The 16,979-nt window shown below is 31.6% G+C and carries 14 protein-coding genes; 10 read left to right on the top strand and 4 right to left on the bottom strand.

Annotation, left to right across the window (positions count from 1 at the left end):
- Window positions 1-125: 125 nt before the first annotated feature.
- Window positions 126-3,548 carry a hypothetical protein gene (locus Q4Q47_RS06320; protein WP_303305804.1) on the bottom strand — a complete coding sequence of 1,141 codons (3,423 nt, stop codon included), beginning with the start codon at window positions 3,546-3,548 and terminating at the stop codon, window positions 126-128.
- A 309-nt stretch (window positions 3,549-3,857) separates the two neighbouring features.
- Between Q4Q47_RS06320 and Q4Q47_RS06315 the strand changes: the two genes are divergently transcribed.
- From Q4Q47_RS06315 to Q4Q47_RS06300, 4 genes are all read left to right on the top strand, one after another.
- Window positions 3,858-4,619: an exodeoxyribonuclease III gene (locus Q4Q47_RS06315; RefSeq protein ID WP_303305803.1), complete on the top strand. Its 762-nt coding sequence runs from the start codon at window positions 3,858-3,860 to the stop codon at window positions 4,617-4,619.
- Window positions 4,620-4,663: 44 nt separating this feature from the next.
- Window positions 4,664-5,623 carry an OmpA/MotB family protein gene (locus Q4Q47_RS06310; RefSeq protein ID WP_303305802.1) on the top strand — a complete coding sequence of 320 codons (960 nt, stop codon included), beginning with the start codon at window positions 4,664-4,666 and terminating at the stop codon, window positions 5,621-5,623.
- A gap of 201 nt (window positions 5,624-5,824) precedes the next feature.
- On the top strand, window positions 5,825-6,856 hold the full coding sequence (locus tag Q4Q47_RS06305; RefSeq protein ID WP_303305801.1) for an NADP(H)-dependent aldo-keto reductase: 1,032 nt from the start codon (window positions 5,825-5,827) through the stop codon (window positions 6,854-6,856).
- Window positions 6,857-7,113: 257 nt separating this feature from the next.
- Window positions 7,114-8,553 (top strand): M57 family metalloprotease, encoded by a 1,440-nt coding sequence (locus tag Q4Q47_RS06300; protein WP_303305800.1) that lies wholly within the window; start codon window positions 7,114-7,116, stop codon window positions 8,551-8,553.
- A 68-nt stretch (window positions 8,554-8,621) separates the two neighbouring features.
- Here Q4Q47_RS06300 and Q4Q47_RS06295 read toward each other — a convergent pair whose 3' ends face one another.
- Window positions 8,622-10,166: a ribonuclease E/G gene (locus Q4Q47_RS06295; protein WP_303305799.1), complete on the bottom strand. Its 1,545-nt coding sequence runs from the start codon at window positions 10,164-10,166 to the stop codon at window positions 8,622-8,624.
- Window positions 10,167-10,639: 473 nt separating this feature from the next.
- Complete coding sequence (locus Q4Q47_RS06290; RefSeq protein ID WP_019386001.1) at window positions 10,640-10,930, bottom strand: HU family DNA-binding protein; 291 nt, start codon at window positions 10,928-10,930, stop codon at window positions 10,640-10,642.
- 138 nt (window positions 10,931-11,068) lie between these two features.
- Between Q4Q47_RS06290 and mutY the strand changes: the two genes are divergently transcribed.
- The 4 genes from mutY (at window position 11,069) to gldD (ending at window position 14,745) form a co-directional block, all read left to right on the top strand.
- Window positions 11,069-12,109: an A/G-specific adenine glycosylase gene (gene mutY / locus Q4Q47_RS06285; protein ID WP_303305798.1), complete on the top strand. Its 1,041-nt coding sequence runs from the start codon at window positions 11,069-11,071 to the stop codon at window positions 12,107-12,109.
- A gap of 179 nt (window positions 12,110-12,288) precedes the next feature.
- On the top strand, window positions 12,289-12,738 hold the full coding sequence (locus Q4Q47_RS06280) for a single-stranded DNA-binding protein (protein WP_303305797.1): 450 nt from the start codon (window positions 12,289-12,291) through the stop codon (window positions 12,736-12,738).
- A 26-nt stretch (window positions 12,739-12,764) separates the two neighbouring features.
- Entirely contained in the window at window positions 12,765-14,093 is a 1,329-nt protein-coding gene (locus Q4Q47_RS06275; RefSeq protein WP_303305796.1) for a gliding motility-associated protein GldE, read from the top strand.
- Between the two features lie 46 nt (window positions 14,094-14,139).
- On the top strand, window positions 14,140-14,745 hold the full coding sequence (gene gldD, locus Q4Q47_RS06270; RefSeq protein WP_303305795.1) for a gliding motility lipoprotein GldD: 606 nt from the start codon (window positions 14,140-14,142) through the stop codon (window positions 14,743-14,745).
- Window positions 14,746-14,807: 62 nt separating this feature from the next.
- Here the strand turns inward: gldD and Q4Q47_RS06265 are convergent, their stop codons facing one another.
- Window positions 14,808-15,206, bottom strand: coding sequence for a heavy-metal-associated domain-containing protein (locus Q4Q47_RS06265; protein ID WP_303305794.1), 399 nt, complete (start codon window positions 15,204-15,206; stop codon window positions 14,808-14,810).
- A 93-nt stretch (window positions 15,207-15,299) separates the two neighbouring features.
- Here Q4Q47_RS06265 and Q4Q47_RS06260 point away from each other — a divergent pair, with 93 nt between their 5' ends.
- On the top strand, window positions 15,300-16,223 hold the full coding sequence (locus Q4Q47_RS06260; protein ID WP_303305793.1) for a DMT family transporter: 924 nt from the start codon (window positions 15,300-15,302) through the stop codon (window positions 16,221-16,223).
- Window positions 16,224-16,286: 63 nt separating this feature from the next.
- Window positions 16,287-16,742, top strand: coding sequence for a DUF4199 family protein (locus Q4Q47_RS06255; protein ID WP_303305792.1), 456 nt, complete (start codon window positions 16,287-16,289; stop codon window positions 16,740-16,742).
- Window positions 16,743-16,979 lie beyond the last annotated feature (237 nt).

Here is a 16,979-nt window from a genome sequence, read left to right as displayed (position 1 = left end):
AAATTTTCACTAATTAGCCTGAGTTCGATTTATAACAAATTGAAATAGAATTATAAGCATAGAGGGTAGATTCGTGCAAATTAGTGTAATTAGTGTCTTTTTGAAGAAGTATTCAAACAGTAATTCTAAAAGTAAGCTTTGAGTTGAATAGAACCCGTATGTATGGTTTTACTGGTTTCTGTTTTTCTCCCAAAATAACTCAGATTAAGATCAAGAAAAGTGGTTAGTTTTTTTTGAGCTAATAAAGTCCACGTAAAGTTTTTTCCAGGTTGTAATCCTTCTAACATCTGATAAGCAACAGGTGTGTTTGGGTTGCCATTATAAACATTTGAGAAATAATTAAACTCCCCATTTATAGCACTTTTTTGACTGTTGGCCAAAGTAAATGAAACACCATACTTTTGTTGTTTTAAAGACTCTAAACCGCCTATGGTGTTATCTTTGCTTGCATGTTGGTAAAATACATCAAAACTAGAATTATCATTAAATAAGTACGATAGTTTTGGATTTAGTCGAGTCTCTTCAAAATTGTAATTTTTACTTACAAAATTCTCACTAATACTTTCATTTATACTAAAAGAGGAAAGCATATTTATTAACCAGCTTTCAGCAATTTTATGATTAAAATTAAACTGATGACTTTTTAAACCGTTTTCAATAAATCCAATTGAAAGTATGTTCCGAGTTGTATTGTCAAGATATGTATATGAGGTTGTATAACGTTGTTTCCCTCTATTAAAAAACAATACATTTCTGAAGTTTAATTGTAGACCTAGTTGATTGTCTTCACTATTTTTAAAAGGATTAAGGTCAAAACTATTTCCATCTCTTTTTATTTTTCTATCAATTAAATAGCTGGTTTGATTATAAAAATGTGACCAGAATTTTTTCGATTTATGTTCACTAACAGCCCATTGAGAAGGGTTAATTGTGAGTGTTTGACTCAACCTGTTTTGATGCGTTTTTATAAAAACCCGGTTAGGTAAAAGGACTCTTATGTATTTCCCCTGATCTTGAAATTGAGCAATTTCAAATTCTTCAAGCTCCTGTATACCATTTTCATTATAATCAATCCAGGTATAGGTACCTTGTCCTGCTTCAACTTCAACATAGGTAAAATCCTGTTGTGGCAATGTTCCTGAATTGGTTTCAAAAATAGTATTCCACTGTACAATTTGTTTAAAAAGTTTTTGGTTAAATTGTAGTCTGGAATTTATAGAACGTTCATTTTCAATAGCACTATCTTCGCTTTTTAAAGTTCTATAATTGGCATATAAAGATAGGTTGGTGTTTTTGTTTTGAACCAATCGCGAATCTAAATAGAATGTGTTGGAAGTATTCACTTTTTGTAATTCGTTATTCCTGATACTATCATTCACTCGGTTTTTATAACCTATTTCTGCAAAAACCTTAGTGCTGTCACCTACTCCAACAAATATTTCGTAGGATTTAAACTTTTGACTTAAAGGGGTTAATGTTTGAGTTGAAACATCTTTTTGTTCATTATCCTCAATAGCTAATTTGACTCCTAACCAACTTTTTTGCATGCTATAGGTAACACGGTTATAAGACCTTAAAAAGGTTGAGGTATTTATGTTAGAATTGGCATTTAGGAAACTAGAATAAGATGAAATGTTAAACTTATTTAGAAGTAAATTAACATGGGTAACATGTCTGTTGCCGTTAAAATTTTCAGAGTAACCTAAATGCTCAAATTGATAGTCAATAGTGCCTTTTTTAGGATGGAAAATTCGAAAACCTGAGTTTAACAAAATTTGATTTCCTAAGTTTGTTACGGTTTGATTTCCTAATGGAGGGGCTAAATTCCAGTCGCGATTAAACTCTGCATTATATAGACGCTCTATAGTTTTAAAATCCTGTTGAATATAATCTGTGTTGACAAAAGCACTTAAACTCCAAAGGCTATCATTTTTGATGAGTTTTTGCTCCATATTTAATTTTCCAGCAAAACCGTCGTTATCATTATCATTTAAATTCGAAAATAAGTTTAAATCATTTTTACTACCAGAAGCTTCAAAATTAATACTCGTTTTTTCTGAAGGTTTATAGTTTCCATTTATTACAGCTATCTGAAGTTTGGTAGGCGCTACTAATTGAACTATGGGTGCATAATTTCCTTGAGAAACACCAGCAAATTCGTAAATATTATTAATAGCTGTTGTGTTGCTTAAAATGTAATCCCCTTGGTTGGTTCCAACTTGTGTAAAGGTGACACGGTATAATGTGTCGTCAGGATTATTAGAAAACACAAAAGCTTCAACACCACCAATAAGTTCTTTTTTGTATAAAATTCTATTCTCATTTAAAGCTTCTTGAATTTCAGAAGGAGCTACCATTAAGCTTCTATCATCACCGGCATTAGATAATATTTGAATCTGTTCTTCGGATAAGTTTTGTTGAAGAGGTTGGCTTTTCGCATCATTTTCAGAATATACAGAAACACCTATATTTAGCTTGTCGCTTTCAAATCGTCCACCGCCATAAGCCACAAAACGTGAATAATTACGTTCGCTAAATTGATAATCGACAGTAATCCTCATTTCGGAAGTTATAGGGTATGTAGCATTAAATATAATTTCACCCGCATTATAATCTATAATATAATCTTGATCTTCGCCACGTTTTACGGCGACACCATTTACATAAACCGTTTCGCTACCACTAACAACAAGTACAAATAATTCGCCATTTTGCCCCTGTAATTTATAAGGTCCTTGATTCCCTTCCTGGGCTGTGAACTGGCTTCTTGTAAACTGTCCGCGTACAATAGCCCCAGAAGCAAATAAATTAGTTTGAGATACTTCATCTCCTAATTTGGCGTTAACGGACAACCCTTGTACACGCTTAGAAAAACTCGCGAAATAAGAATCGGTATTTTGTAAATCAATATCACCTGCTCTAATATTCCAACGGTCACTAAACAGCTCAATAAAAACCTGATCAAATTCATCTAAACGTTGCGAATAGCCACTTTCTTGTAATGGAATATTGGCATCCTGTATGGATGCCCTAAGAGAAACCTTATCATTAAGCTTTCCGGTTATTTGAAGATCTAGTTCACTATTTAAAACCGAATTTTGGTTATTTCCGATAGTGACGCCTCTTGAGATGCTTCCCGAGGTTGTTAAACCATCGAAAGGGACGAAGTTTTTAGAATCGTTTGGTTCCGATAGTTTGTATAGCTTTTCAAGGTTATCACTGTTTTCAACAATAATAGCTTCATCCAATTGCTGATAGGTTTTGGTTAAAAAATCGGGGAATCTTAAATAGTTGATGATGATTGAATCTGTTTCAATAAGCTTTTTAAAAGTAAGAATTGCTTTGGCAAAATCAACTGAATAGAATGTAGAATCAATAATCGTATGGTCTTTTCGTTTAATTGAAAACGAACTGGAATTTATACTTACACTGTCTATACGAATAGTATTTTTTACAGCAACCCTTATAGTTTTATAGTTTGAAGTTGGCTCTTGAGTAAATCCACAAAAACCAATTAAAAATATAAGAATTGATATAATAAACTTCATTAGATACTTAAACTACAAATAGTTTAAAATATTTTGTTAGTATGATTCGCTAAATCTGCCGTAATAACGAATATAATACCTTTAAGGCGATTTAAAGGCGTCTTATAAATTTGTCTTTCCTGAGATTAATGCTGAGCTTGTTTCAGTAAATAGGAAATCTAAATAAAAATAAATTTTTATTTGATGGTGTAAAAGTAACGTATTATTTATTTTAGCTAGATGAAATAAACATAATTAAAGATTTTGATACTTGCCAGGATCTTTACTATGGGAATGACGTCTAATAATAAAAACAATAACCATATACAGATGAAAATTATATCATATAACGTAAACGGCATTCGAGCGGCGATCAATAAAGGTTTTGTAGATTGGTTAAAAAGTGCAAATCCAGATGTTATTTGTTTACAAGAAATAAAGGCTATGAAAGAGCAGTTAGATTTGGATGTTTTTGTTGAAGCTGGATACAAATATAATTATTGGTTTAGTGCTCAAAAAAAAGGATATAGCGGTGTGGCCATTTTAAGTAAAATAGAACCAAAGCATATAGAATATGGCACAAATATTGAGTCAATGGATTTTGAAGGACGAAATATACGTGCTGATTTTGATGGGGTATCCGTTATGAGTTTGTATTTACCGTCTGGAACGAACGATGCTCGTTTAAATCATAAGTTAGAGTATATGGACTTATTTCAAGATTATATAAATAATCTCAAGAAAGAGTTTCCCAATCTTGTTATCTGTGGTGATTATAATATCTGTCATGAAGAAATAGACATTCATAACCCTAAAATGAAAGGTGTATCTGGGTTTTTACCTGACGAACGTGCATGGATTGGAAGTTTTATTGATAGTGGGTTTATAGATTCGTTCAGATATTTAAATACAGAAACTCAGCAATATAGTTGGTGGAGTTATCGTGCTAATGCCCGCGCGAATAACAAAGGTTGGCGATTAGATTATGCTATGGTTGCAGAACCATTACAAGAAAAAATAAAAAGAGCCGTTATACTCTCTGAAGCTGTACATAGCGATCATTGTCCAATTTTAGTAGAAATAGATAATTAAAACACATTTTATAAATAAGTAAATAACAAATGAACCCAAGCAGAATGATAAAAAAAATCTTATTCACAGTACTGACCTTAACATTTTTAGTGTCTTGTGTGTCACCAAAAATATATAAAGAATTAGAAGACAAATATGGTGCTTTAAAGGAGGAAAATAGGAAACTTTCTAGTGAAAATGATGCACTTTTAAGTGCTAAAAATGCCGCAGAAAATGAGTTGAAACAAATTCAGAAAGCCTTTGATGAAGCTATTCAAGAACGTGATAAACTACAAGCAGATTATAACGCAGCAAAATCTAATTACGATAATCTGAAAAATTCCTATGATGCTTTAGAAAAAAACAGCTCTAGTGCCATAGCAAGAAACTCTAAAAAGAATAGAGAATTATTAGCGCAACTAGAAGCAAAAGAACAGGCTTTAGCTGCTGAAAATGCGCGTTTAGCAAAACTTAAAAAAGAATTAGAAGACAGATCAAACCGAGTAGCGGAATTAGAGAATGTTATTGCTTCAAAAGATGCGGCGATGACACAACTAAAGAATGCCATTTCTAGAGCTTTAACAGATTTTGAAGGGAAAGGTCTAACGGTAGAACAACGCGATGGAAAAGTATATGTGTCTATGGAAAACAAACTATTATTTAGTTCTGGTAGTTGGGCAGTTGGTAATGAAGGGCGAAGAGCCGTACAACAATTAGGAAGTGTACTTGGTGATAATCCAGATATTGCGGTCCTAATCGAAGGGCATACAGATAATGTACCCTATAAAGGCAACGCACAATTAAGTGGTAACTGGGATTTATCAACCAAGCGAGCGACAGCTATTGTAAATATTTTAAGAGAAAATGTGGCTATAAATCCTGAAAATTTAACAGCAGCGGGTCGCGGTGAATTTGCTCCTATTGCTTCAAATGATACAGCAGTAGGCAAAGCAAAAAACAGACGTATTGAGGTCATTTTAACACCAAAATTAGATGAGCTGTCTAAATTGCTAAACGAGAATTAATCATATTGTTATTCCTGCTTTGGTAGGAATTCATTAAAAAACCTTTCAGAATAATAAGATTCTGAAAGGTTTTTTATCTTTGTGCTTCGTCTGAAAAACTCAAAAGACTTGTCATTCCTGCGAAGGCAGGAATCCACTAGAAAATTAGAAGTTTCAATTAAAAAGATTCCCGCCTTCGCGGGAATGATAAAAATATAATCTATGAAATACACAACACTTCCAAATACCAATATAAAAGTTAGTAAAATATGTTTGGGCTCCATGACATGGGGAAACCAAAATACAGAAGCAGAGGGGCATGCACAATTGGATTATGCTTTAGACCAAGGTGTTAATTTCATAGATACGGCAGAGTTGTATCCAGTACCTGCTACAGCAGAAATGAGTGGACGTACCAGTAAAATTATTGGAGCCTGGTTACAAAAAACGAGTCATAGAGATAAGGTTGTTTTAGCTTCTAAAATTGCAGGACCTGGCGATTATACAGCACATATTCGGAAAACAGGATTCAGTCCAAATGCGATAAAAGAGGCTATAGATTTAGAGCTAAAAAGATTGCAAACAGATTATATAGATTTATACCAATTACATTGGCCGGAACGAGACACCAATAGGTTTGGGGTAAGAGACTATAAGTATGACGATAATTGGAAAGATAATTTTAATGAAATTCTTCATAGTTTAGATAACGCTATAAAAGAAGGGAAAATAAGAAATATTGGTGTTTCTAATGAGAATTCATGGGGAACCATGCGTTATTTAGAAGAATCTAAAAAGCATGATTTACCTAAAGTGATAACGATTCAAAATGCCTACTCTATGCTGACCAGAACATTTGAAACTGATCTGGCAGAAGTAGCTTTGAGAGAAAATGTAGGTTTGCTAGCATATTCACCAATGGCATTTGGCGTACTTTCTGGTAAATACATTAAAGGCAATGCGGCTGATAATGCAAGACTTAAATTATTTCCAAGGTTTGCTAGATATAGTGGAGAACAAGCAGCCGATGCGACAAGACGTTACTTGGAAATAGCTGAAAACCATGGTTTGACTTTGGCGCAAATGTCACTAGCATTTGTAAATCAGCAGCCCTTCATTACTAGTACTATAATTGGAGCTACCAATTTAGAGCAGCTTAAAGAAAATATTGATAGTATTCATGTTGAATTAAGTTATGAAGTATTAGAGCAGGTTGATAAAGTGCATCAGGAAATACCTAATCCAGCATCATAAACACTTGTTACTCCAAACAAAGTAAAAAATTTCATTAATTAAACATCGAATTTTCTAAGTATTATATTCATTGTTTTTCAAATTTCAAATTTTACGGTTTTTCCATAACAACAATTTTAGTTTTTCGACAAAACAGAAGATTTTTAATAATTACTAAGTAAGAAATTAAAACATAAAAATTAAATTTAGTTAATAAAAAAACTTTCTCTCATTTTTTATAATAAATAAAATTTTATTAATCTATAAATTATTAAAAAATGAAAAATTATTTAAAATTTGCGATTCTACTTTTTGGAATTTCATTAATTCTCACTAGTTGTGAGAAAGACACCCCATTTACTAATGAGAAACTTACTAACGATTTTGTAGAGTACGAGATTACCGAAGAGGATATTCTTAAAATCAGAGAACTCGAGTTTAACCCTTTTGCACTTAGGTTAATAAGTCAAAAAAATAGATATGGTATAAACGAAAAATATTATATAATTGAAGAAGATATAATGATTAGTTATAATCAAGTTGATGAAATGATATCTTCAAAGAAAACGAACAAACAACAGAATTCTAAATCAAAACATTATCATTCAAACAATATTGTTAATAATATTCAGACTTTAACAGTGAGAGGTGTCAATCAAGGGAATGGAGCTCTTACTAATGCTCAGCAAACAGCTCTTAGTGGTGCTATACAAAAATATAATGAATTAAATATAGGGCTAGACTTTGTATTAACTTTTGGAGCAGAAGATAATTCTCTAGATATAAATGCAATCCAAGTTGTTGGACCAGCAGGTGGAAGAGCAGATTTTCCATTTAATGGTAACCCTGGACCAATAGCAAGAATATTTACAGGAACAAATGGTTCAAATGCAAATGTTTTAAGACATATTTGGATTCATGAATTAGGACATACTTTAGGTTTAAGACATACAGATTGGTTTAGTTTACAAAGTTGTGGTTTAAATCAATCAGAGGGTATAAATTCTACGCAAGAACCAAATGCTAACGGAGCTAACCATATACCAGGAACTCCAACTGGTTATGACGTTACTTCTGTCATGTTAGCTTGTTTCAATAATTCGGTACTAGGAAAATTTAATAGTAGGGATATTATTGCGTTGGAGTATTTATACTCTTTACCACAAGGAGCGTCTTTAATTTGCGGTACTACATCTGAAACTTATACTTTAGATAATGACGGTAGTTCAGTTACATGGCAAACACCTAGTTATCTTAATATTTTATCATCAAATAATACAAGTATTACTGTACAACCAAATAGTAGTAATATAAACGGACCTGGCTATGTTAGGGCTATTACTTCTAGCGGGACAGTACAAAAAGAATTTTGGATAGGTAAACGTTATGTAGATTGGGTTAACTTTAGTAACGGTATAGGTGAAGACGGCTATTTTTGTTCCAGTAATAATGGAAATGAATATGTTATATCTCCTAAAATAAAGGGAAATACTTATCAATATAGGTTATTAAGTTTTCCTAGTTTAAGCGTTTTATATACATCAACTACTACTAGTAGTAATTCAGGAACAATTAATTATACACCATCTCCAGGGTGGTATGTTTTTGAAGCTAGAATAACTAATGCATGCGGTACTTCTGATTGGATTGGTTGGGAAGTTGAATACGTTGATTGCACAAATGGAGGAGGAGGTCATGGAGACCAGGGAGAAGGCTAATATAAAAAGGTTTGATTTAGATTTAAATCAAAAAAACCCGCTACTTTTAAAGTAAGCGGGTTTTTTAATTATTTAATTTGATTACCATCTTTATCAAAAAAATGATATTCTAGATATGTGTAAGCATCTCTTGGTAAAACTTTAACCCATTTTTTGTGTTCAAAAAACCATTTTGAACGTATCGATGGAAAACCTTTTGTTAAAAAGGCTGCTATAAAAGGATGTGTGTTTAAAGTCAACTTTTTATAGTCTTTTTTTAATAGTTGTTCAAGATCGTGTGTTACTTTTTGCACCAATCCTATGGGTGCTTCAACCTCAGAACCATTTAATCCGTTAGGGTTTTCCTCTCGGGTTTTAATATTCATTTCCGGGCGAACACGTTGTCTTGTTATTTGTATCAATCCAAATTTACTAGGAGGCAATATTTTGTGTTTTGCTCTGTCATCTTTCATTTCGTCACGAAGATGGTTAAATAATTTTTGCCTGTTTTCAGCATTTGTCATATCAATAAAATCTACTACTATAATCCCGCCCATATCACGTAAACGTAATTGACGAGCCATTTCGGTAGCAGCTATTAGATTAACTTCTAATGCCGTATCCTCTTGGTTATTGGCTTTATTAGATCTATTACCGCTGTTTACATCTATAACGTGCAGTGCCTCAGTGTGTTCAACAACGAGATATGCCCCTTTTGCCATAGAAACGGTTTTGCCAAAGGAAGTTTTTATTTGTCTTTCAATTCCAAATTTTTCAAAAATTGGGACTTTAGACTGATACAATTTAACTATTGATTCTTTTTTTGGTGCAATTTCTTGCACATAATCTTTAATTTGAATGTAAAGCTCTTCATCATCAACATGAATACTTGTAAAGGTGTCATTAAATATGTCTCGTAAAATAGACGAGGCCTTATTCATTTCTCCTAATACTTTACTTGGATGATGTGCTTTGTGTAGCTTTTTACACATTGCCGTCCAACGACTAAGCAAATTTTGTAAATCTTTATCTAGTTCAGCTACTTTTCTGCCTTGTGCTACGGTGCGTACAATAATACCAAAACCTGGTGGAGTTATACTCTTTACCAATCGTTTTAATCGGTCTTTCTCTTCTCTGTCTTCTATTTTTTGAGAAATAGAAATACGACTAGAAAAAGGAACTAAAACAATATATCTACCAGCAATAGAAAGCTCAGAGCTTATTCTAGGACCTTTTGTAGATATGGGTTCTTTAACTATTTGTACTAATAGCGATTGATTAGATTTTAAGGCGTCGACAATTTTGCCGTCTTTCTCAATATCTTTTTCAAATGGAAAGTTTTTTAAAGAAAAATCTTTTAATTTACCTGTGCTTACACGTTTTGTGAATTTTAAAAGTGAAGGTAGTTTTGGTCCTAAATCGTGATAATGCAAAAATGCATCTTTCTCGTAACCTACATTAACAAATGCAGCATTCAGGCCAGGAACGGCTTTTCTTATTTTGGCTATAAACACATCACCAACAGAAAAGTCATTACTATCTTCATCCTTTTGTAATTCAATAAGTTTTCCATCTTTTAATAAGGCAAAATCAACATTGTCGGAACTAGATCGAATAATCAATTCTTTATCCATTTAGTTAATTTTTATCCATACTTTCTAGTTTACAGTGACAGTTAACAGTTTATAGTATTAATACTATAAACTAAAAACCAACAACTAAAAACTGAATTGTACAGATGGATTATACATTATTTTTTATCTGATAATAAAATTGTTTTTCTATTACCAGATAGAATGCCTTAATTAATCTTAGTAATTCAAGACTAACTTTTTGCTAAGGCATTTCACAGGATTTTTAAATCCGTGGAGTTCATAAAACGCTAAAAAATGCTTAATATTTTAATGAACTCATTTCAAAGAACTTGTTATTTTTTAAACCAAAAGAAGTAGCTAATCTAACTACTTCTTTGATTTATTTTTTCTTTTTATGACGGTTAGCGCGTCTACGTTTTTTACGCTTATGCGTTGCAACCTTATGTCTTTTACGTTTTTTACCACTTGGCATAAATACTGTCGTTTTAAATTAATAATTTATTTTTAATACTTTATTTAACGTCTACATTTGTTTTAACGCCTTCAACAAAAACTTTTGCAGGCTTAAATGCAGGAATATTATGAGCAGGTATTTTTATGGTTGTGTTTTTAGAAATATTTCTACCAGTTTTTTCGGCTCTTGTTTTTATAATGAAGCTTCCAAAACCTCTTAAGTAAACATTATCACCACTTTCTAAAGAAGTTTTTACTTCTTCCATAAATGTTTCAACAGTTGCTTGAACATCTCCTTTTTCAATTCCTAATTTTTCAGAAATTTTTGCTACTAAATCAGCCTTCGTCATTTTAATATTTTATTTTTTAGGTTACTATCAATTTCGAGGGATGCAAATATAGGAATTTAATATTCAATATTTCAAACCTAATTCATTAAAATTTAAGATTATAAACGTTTATTTTTGTGAGCTATATATATTCAATAAATGATATTTTCAAAAATTTTAATTCGCTGGTACTCAAATAATAAGCGAGAACTTCCTTGGAGACTAACAAAAGCTCCTTACTATATATGGTTGTCAGAAATTATTTTACAACAAACACAAGTTAATCAGGGGCTTCCATATTATATATCATTTACAGAAAAGTTTCCTTCAGTTTTTGATCTTGCTAAAGCAGATGAAAGTGATGTGCTTAAATTATGGCAAGGATTAGGATATTATTCGCGAGCCAGGAATTTACATGCTGCGGCTAAATATATTGTAAAAGAACTAAGAGGAGAGTTTCCTAATAGTTATAAAGACTTATTAAAACTAAAAGGGGTGGGCGATTATACAGCAAGTGCCATAGCGTCTATTTGTTTTAATGAGGTTACTGCAGTTGTTGATGGGAATGTTTATAGAGTGTTGTCGAGATATTTTGGAGTTGACACACCCATAAATTCTTCAAAAGGGGTAAAAGAATTTAAAGCACTAGCTCAAGAATTAATCGATAAAAAAAAACCAGCAGATTTTAACCAAGCTATTATGGAGTTTGGAGCAACACAATGTAAGCCTAAAAACCCAGATTGCAATGTATGCCCGTTTAATAAAGGATGCATTGCTTTCAATAAAAATATAATAAACAAATTACCAGTTAAAATTAAATCAGCAAAAGCGAAAAATAAGTATTTTAATTTTTTGGTATTTATTTCTGAAGATGGTAAGACTGTTTTAGAAAAAAGAGAAAATAAAGGTATTTGGCAAAACTTATATCAATTTCCTCTAATTGAAACCAATGCAAATGTAGATATAAATACGTTGAAACCCCTTATTAAAGAACACGATTTAATAAAAGGGATGCCGTTTGAGTTATCACTATATAATAAAGATATTATTGTACATAAATTATCTCATCAACACCTACATACCAGGTTTTGGGTTGTAAACGTAAATAGACTTAAAGACAAAAGTATTTCAACAAATGATATACATAATTATGCCGTACCAATTCTAATAGGAAATTTTATTGAAGCTTTTAATTTTTAAAAACGCCCCTCAAACACTTGGTATTTGAGGGTCCATCAAAAATTATCACACTGGGATACGGCAAGATTCATGAATTCTTTATTTTTGACTAGTTTAGATTGAACACTCATATTTTTTTATTAATTTTAAAGAAATGAAACACAATATTGTAATTTTGCGTTCATAAATAAACAATAATTATGTCTGGAACATTAAATAAAGTAATGCTGATTGGGCATTTGGGAGATGAAGTGAAAATGCATTACTTTGAAGGTGGAGGGTGTATTGGTAGGTTTCCTTTAGCTACAAATGAAACTTATACAAATAAGCAAACAAACGAACGTGTTTCTAATACTGAATGGCATAATATTGTTGTTAGAAATAAAGGAGCTGAAATATGCGAAAAGTATTTAAGTAAAGGCGATAAGGTTTATATTGAAGGTAGGTTGAAAACCAGAAAATGGCAAGACGATAATGGTAACGAAAGATATTCTACAGAGATACAGTGTAACGATTTTACATTTCTTTCAACCAAAAAGGAGAGTGAGAATAATGCAGCTGCTAACAAACCCTCAACTCAACCCCCTGTTGCTAATAAGCCATCAAATAGCGAGCCTATTGGGGAAGAAAACGATGACCTTCCATTTTAATTTAAGTTAAACTAAAAAGAGCGTATTTGGATCCTGATCCCTCGAGTTTTAAATCTTTATTCATGGCAATTGATTTTTCAGTTGTTACTGGTTTTGTCTTATTGTTTTTGCTTTTAGTTTGTTCCGCCCTTATTTCTGGAGCAGAAGTAGCTCTATTTTCTCTTAATAGAAAAGATATTGATGAACGTTTAGAAGCGAAATCTAAACGCATTGAAATTATATCGAAATTATTAGAACGCCCAAAAAAAATATTAGCGACTATATTAGTTGCTAATAATTTTATAAATATAGCTATCGTTATTTTGTTTGCCTTTTTAGGTGAGATTATTTTTGATAATATAGATGTGGTTTTTGATTTATATTTTTTTAAAATAAGCCTTAAATTCCTTTTAGAAGTTATTCTTGTTACATTTCTAATCCTACTTTTCGGTGAAATTTTACCTAAAATTTATGCTAGCAGAAACAACTTGAAGTTTGCTTCTTTTATGGCATACCCTCTTAAAGCTCTTGATGTGCTATTGTCCCCGGTAAGTTTGCCAATGCGAGGCGCTACGTTAGCGATCCATAATAGGTTAGGAAAGCAAAAATCTAATTTAAGTGTCGATCAGCTTTCTCAAGCTTTAGAGTTAACAAGTGAAGAAGACACTACCAAAGAAGAACATAAAATATTGCAAGGTATCGTATCTTTTGGGAATACAGATACGAAACAGGTTATGCGTCCTCGAATAGATATTTTTGCGCTAAATATAGAGCAAAAGTATACTGAAATAATGTCTGAAATAGTTTCTAATGGTTATTCCAGAATTCCTGTTTATAAAGATAATATAGATACTATTAAAGGGGTTCTTTATGTAAAGGATTTATTGCCTTATATTGATAGAAAACAGTTTGATTGGGCAAGTTTAATAAGGGAGCCTTTCTTTGTGCCCGAAAACAAGAAACTAGATGATTTAATGGTTGAATTTCAAGAGAAAAAAGTGCATTTAGCTGTTGTAGTTGATGAATATGGAGGTACCTCTGGTTTGATTTCTTTAGAAGATATAATTGAAGAAATTGTGGGAGATATAAGCGATGAATTTGATGATGAGGACTTAATGTATTCTAAACTAGATGATAATAATTTTGTTTTTGAAGGAAAAACGGCTTTAAAAGACTTTTATAAAGTTATCAGGGTTGAAGATGAGACTATTTTTGAAGATAACAAAGGAGAAGCAGAAACCATTGCAGGTTTTGTATTAGAAATATCTGGAAGTTTTCCGAAATTAAATAGTAAAATAAATTTTAGAAATTACGTTTTCACAATAGAAGCTATGAATAAGAAGAGAATTAAACTTGTGAAATTTACAATTACTTAAACTTTTTATCAAAGACCGAATATTGTCACTGCAAACTAAACATTATATGATTTTAAAGCGAACTTTCAATTTTTTATTAAAAAGCTCCTTAATAATTGGGGTATTAATGTTAGTGTCTTGTGGGGAAAATTATGTGCCAAAGCCAAAGGCTTATTTAAGATTAGACTATCCTAGAGCGAAATATATAGAAGCCAAGATAGATGTGCCTTTTACTTTTGAGACAAATATGTTAGCAACCAAGATTAACTCAAAAAATGTTGGTGCTACAACTAAAAGCTATGGCTTAAATTTAGAATATCCAACCTTGAAAGGAACGATTTTTTTAACATACAAGGCCATTGAAAACGATAAAAAAAACTTAGCGAGTTTTTTACGGGATGCAAGAAAGTTTACAGAAAAACATATGGCCAAAGCCGATGAAATTCCCGAGTATCCATATGTTAATAAAGAAAAGAAGGTGTATGGTAGTTTTGTTGAGGTTAAAGGAAATGTAGCATCACCAGCGCAGTTTTACGTAACAGATAGTGTAAACCACTTTTTAACAGGCTCCTTATATTTTTATGCAAAACCTAATTACGATTCTATTTTGCCCGCGGCCGATTATTTGCAAAAAGACATCAAGCATATTATGGAAACCATTAAATGGAAATAAAAAAGCTTCCAGATTTATAAAACCTAGAAGCTTAGTGTGAATATTTTTATAAGAAGTCTATATTATTGTACAGCATCTTTTTCTGAAAACACATCAACAGTTTTCATGTCGCTAACTTTGTAAATATCAGCAACTTTTGTAACCGTTTCTTCAAGAGAAGTAGGTGTTACTTTTACCTCGTTATATTCAACCATTGCAAGTTTTCTATCAAAATCTACGGTAGCAGATTTTACACCTTCCATTTTTGCAATTTTTTTCTCTATGGTTTTTGCACATCCAATAGCACATGTCATACCATCAATGGTAAATTCTGCTTTAGCGTAAGTGGCATTCGGATCTAATTTTTTAGGAGCCTCAGTAGCAACCTCTATAGTTTTAACTTCTGGCTTCGTTTCATTTTTGCAACTAATAGTGATTAATGCTATCATTGCTATGGCTATAATATTTTTTAATGCATTCATTATTTATAAGTATTAATTTGTTTACAAAACTACTAAATAAAGCTGTTTATTGTATTAAAAAGTAAAATTTTGTGATTTCTAAAATCGATTTGAATGAATAGCATTAGATCAAAATGGATGTATCTTTTTGTGCTCTCTATAATTTGGGGGAGCTCATTTATTTTAATTAAAAAATCATTGTTAGGATTAACGCCCTATCAATTGGGTGCATTAAGAATAATTATTACAGGGCTTTTTCTTTTTGCAATGGGTTATAAAACCATTAAAACCATTAAAAAATCTGATTGGAAATGGATTGTTATCTCTGGTCTTTTTGGATCTTTTATACCCGCTTTTTTCTTTGCTATTGCAGAAACTGAAATTGATAGCGCTGTTGTTTCTATTCTAAATTCATTAGTCCCTTTAAATACTATTTTGCTAGGTTTTGCTGTTTTTAGAATGGCGTCAACAAAACGTCAGATATTGGGAGTCATTATTGGTTTTATAGGAACCACTGTATTAATATTGAAAGGAGCCCACTTAAACCCTAATCAAAATTATCTCTATGCTATTTTTGTGATTTTATCGACCCTTATGTATGCGATGAATGTTAACATTATTAAGAAATATTTACAGCATTTAAAACCATTAACAATTGCTACTGGTAATTTTGTAACCATTATTATTCCAGCCATAATTATTTTATTATTTACAGATTTCTTTTCGGTAAAAACATTTGAAAATCCAGAGTTTAAAATGGCTATGGTTTATATTATGATCCTGTCATTTTTTGGTACTGCTATGGCAAAAATATTATTTAATAAATTGGTTCAGGTGTCAACACCTGTATTTGCTTCTTCTGTAGCTTTTGTTATGCCAATTGTAGCTTTAATGTGGGGTTTTTTAGATGGTGAAGCATTTAGTCTTCTTCAAGGAGTTGCCAGTATTATTATCTTGTTGGGCGTGTATTTATCGCACAAAAAGCAACCAAATCGCAGTCAGTTATCTTTAAAACAGCTGGTTAAGTTAAAAAAATAGCTTTAAAATTATTTTAATACATAAATTTTCACGAAATTTAAGTACATGTAAATCTGTAAAAAGATGAAAAAGATACCACTCTCTGTTCGATTTGGACTCATTACAAGTTCGATGTTAATTGCTTATTTTTTGATTCTGGCATTATTCCATAAACACGTTAATCCAGCTTTTAGTTTTTTTAATGCTGTAATTACTGCCTTCGGAATATGTGAAGCTGTACGTTTGAAAAAAATTGAGAACCCGAAAATCTTTACTTATGGCGAAGGATTTAAAACAGGGATTATTACAGGTTTTACTGCTACATTTGTGTTTACTGTTTTTTTCTTGTTTTATACTACAGAAATTTACCCTGCTTTTTTACCAGAATTACTTCAAACCATAAAAGGCGGTTTTAATATTGGTATTGGTATGGTGACTTTTATAGTTGCCGTTATGGGGTTTGCAACAACTGTAGTCGTTGTGCTTGCCGTTATGCAGCTTTTTAAAAAGACCAGAAACATCCCTCAAAACCACCTATAATGGTTTGCGATTTAATGTCTTAAGACGTAAGAAGCTGCCGCTGGTAACTCTTTAATAAATTCACTAATTGTTCTTGTTTTTGTTTTGAGTTGTTCTTTTAATTTTTTCATAATAATAGCATTTTTTATTTATGAAACGACTGACTATAAAAAATCCCTCCCCATTTTTAAGAAATTTTATTTTTTATGATGCTATGAATTATTGCTCAGAGTTAAAAAACCAAGAATAAATAATCGT

The sequence above is a fragment of the Flavivirga spongiicola genome (assembly GCF_030540825.1).
Classification (GTDB): domain Bacteria; phylum Bacteroidota; class Bacteroidia; order Flavobacteriales; family Flavobacteriaceae; genus Flavivirga; species Flavivirga spongiicola.
Note: the sequence above shows the minus strand (reverse complement) of the source record. Positions and strands in the feature narration are given on the sequence as shown.

What these genes read in the sequence shown, in the direction of transcription:
- Q4Q47_RS06255 (WP_303305792.1), top strand. Translation starts at nt 16,287, where the DNA reads ATGAAAAAGATACCACTCTCTGTTCGATTTGGACTCATTACAAGTTCG.
- Q4Q47_RS06260 (WP_303305793.1), top strand. Translation starts at nt 15,300, where the DNA reads ATGAATAGCATTAGATCAAAATGGATGTATCTTTTTGTGCTCTCTATA.
- Q4Q47_RS06280 (WP_303305797.1), top strand. Translation starts at nt 12,289, where the DNA reads ATGTCTGGAACATTAAATAAAGTAATGCTGATTGGGCATTTGGGAGAT.
- Q4Q47_RS06320 (WP_303305804.1), bottom strand. Translation starts at nt 3,548, where the DNA reads ATGAAGTTTATTATATCAATTCTTATATTTTTAATTGGTTTTTGTGGA.
- gldD (WP_303305795.1), top strand. Translation starts at nt 14,140, where the DNA reads ATGATTTTAAAGCGAACTTTCAATTTTTTATTAAAAAGCTCCTTAATA.
- mutY (WP_303305798.1), top strand. Translation starts at nt 11,069, where the DNA reads ATGATATTTTCAAAAATTTTAATTCGCTGGTACTCAAATAATAAGCGA.
- Q4Q47_RS06290 (WP_019386001.1), bottom strand. Translation starts at nt 10,930, where the DNA reads ATGACGAAGGCTGATTTAGTAGCAAAAATTTCTGAAAAATTAGGAATT.
- Q4Q47_RS06315 (WP_303305803.1), top strand. Translation starts at nt 3,858, where the DNA reads ATGAAAATTATATCATATAACGTAAACGGCATTCGAGCGGCGATCAAT.
- Q4Q47_RS06300 (WP_303305800.1), top strand. Translation starts at nt 7,114, where the DNA reads ATGAAAAATTATTTAAAATTTGCGATTCTACTTTTTGGAATTTCATTA.
- Q4Q47_RS06265 (WP_303305794.1), bottom strand. Translation starts at nt 15,206, where the DNA reads ATGAATGCATTAAAAAATATTATAGCCATAGCAATGATAGCATTAATC.
- Q4Q47_RS06305 (WP_303305801.1), top strand. Translation starts at nt 5,825, where the DNA reads ATGAAATACACAACACTTCCAAATACCAATATAAAAGTTAGTAAAATA.
- Q4Q47_RS06295 (WP_303305799.1), bottom strand. Translation starts at nt 10,166, where the DNA reads ATGGATAAAGAATTGATTATTCGATCTAGTTCCGACAATGTTGATTTT.
- Q4Q47_RS06310 (WP_303305802.1), top strand. Translation starts at nt 4,664, where the DNA reads ATGATAAAAAAAATCTTATTCACAGTACTGACCTTAACATTTTTAGTG.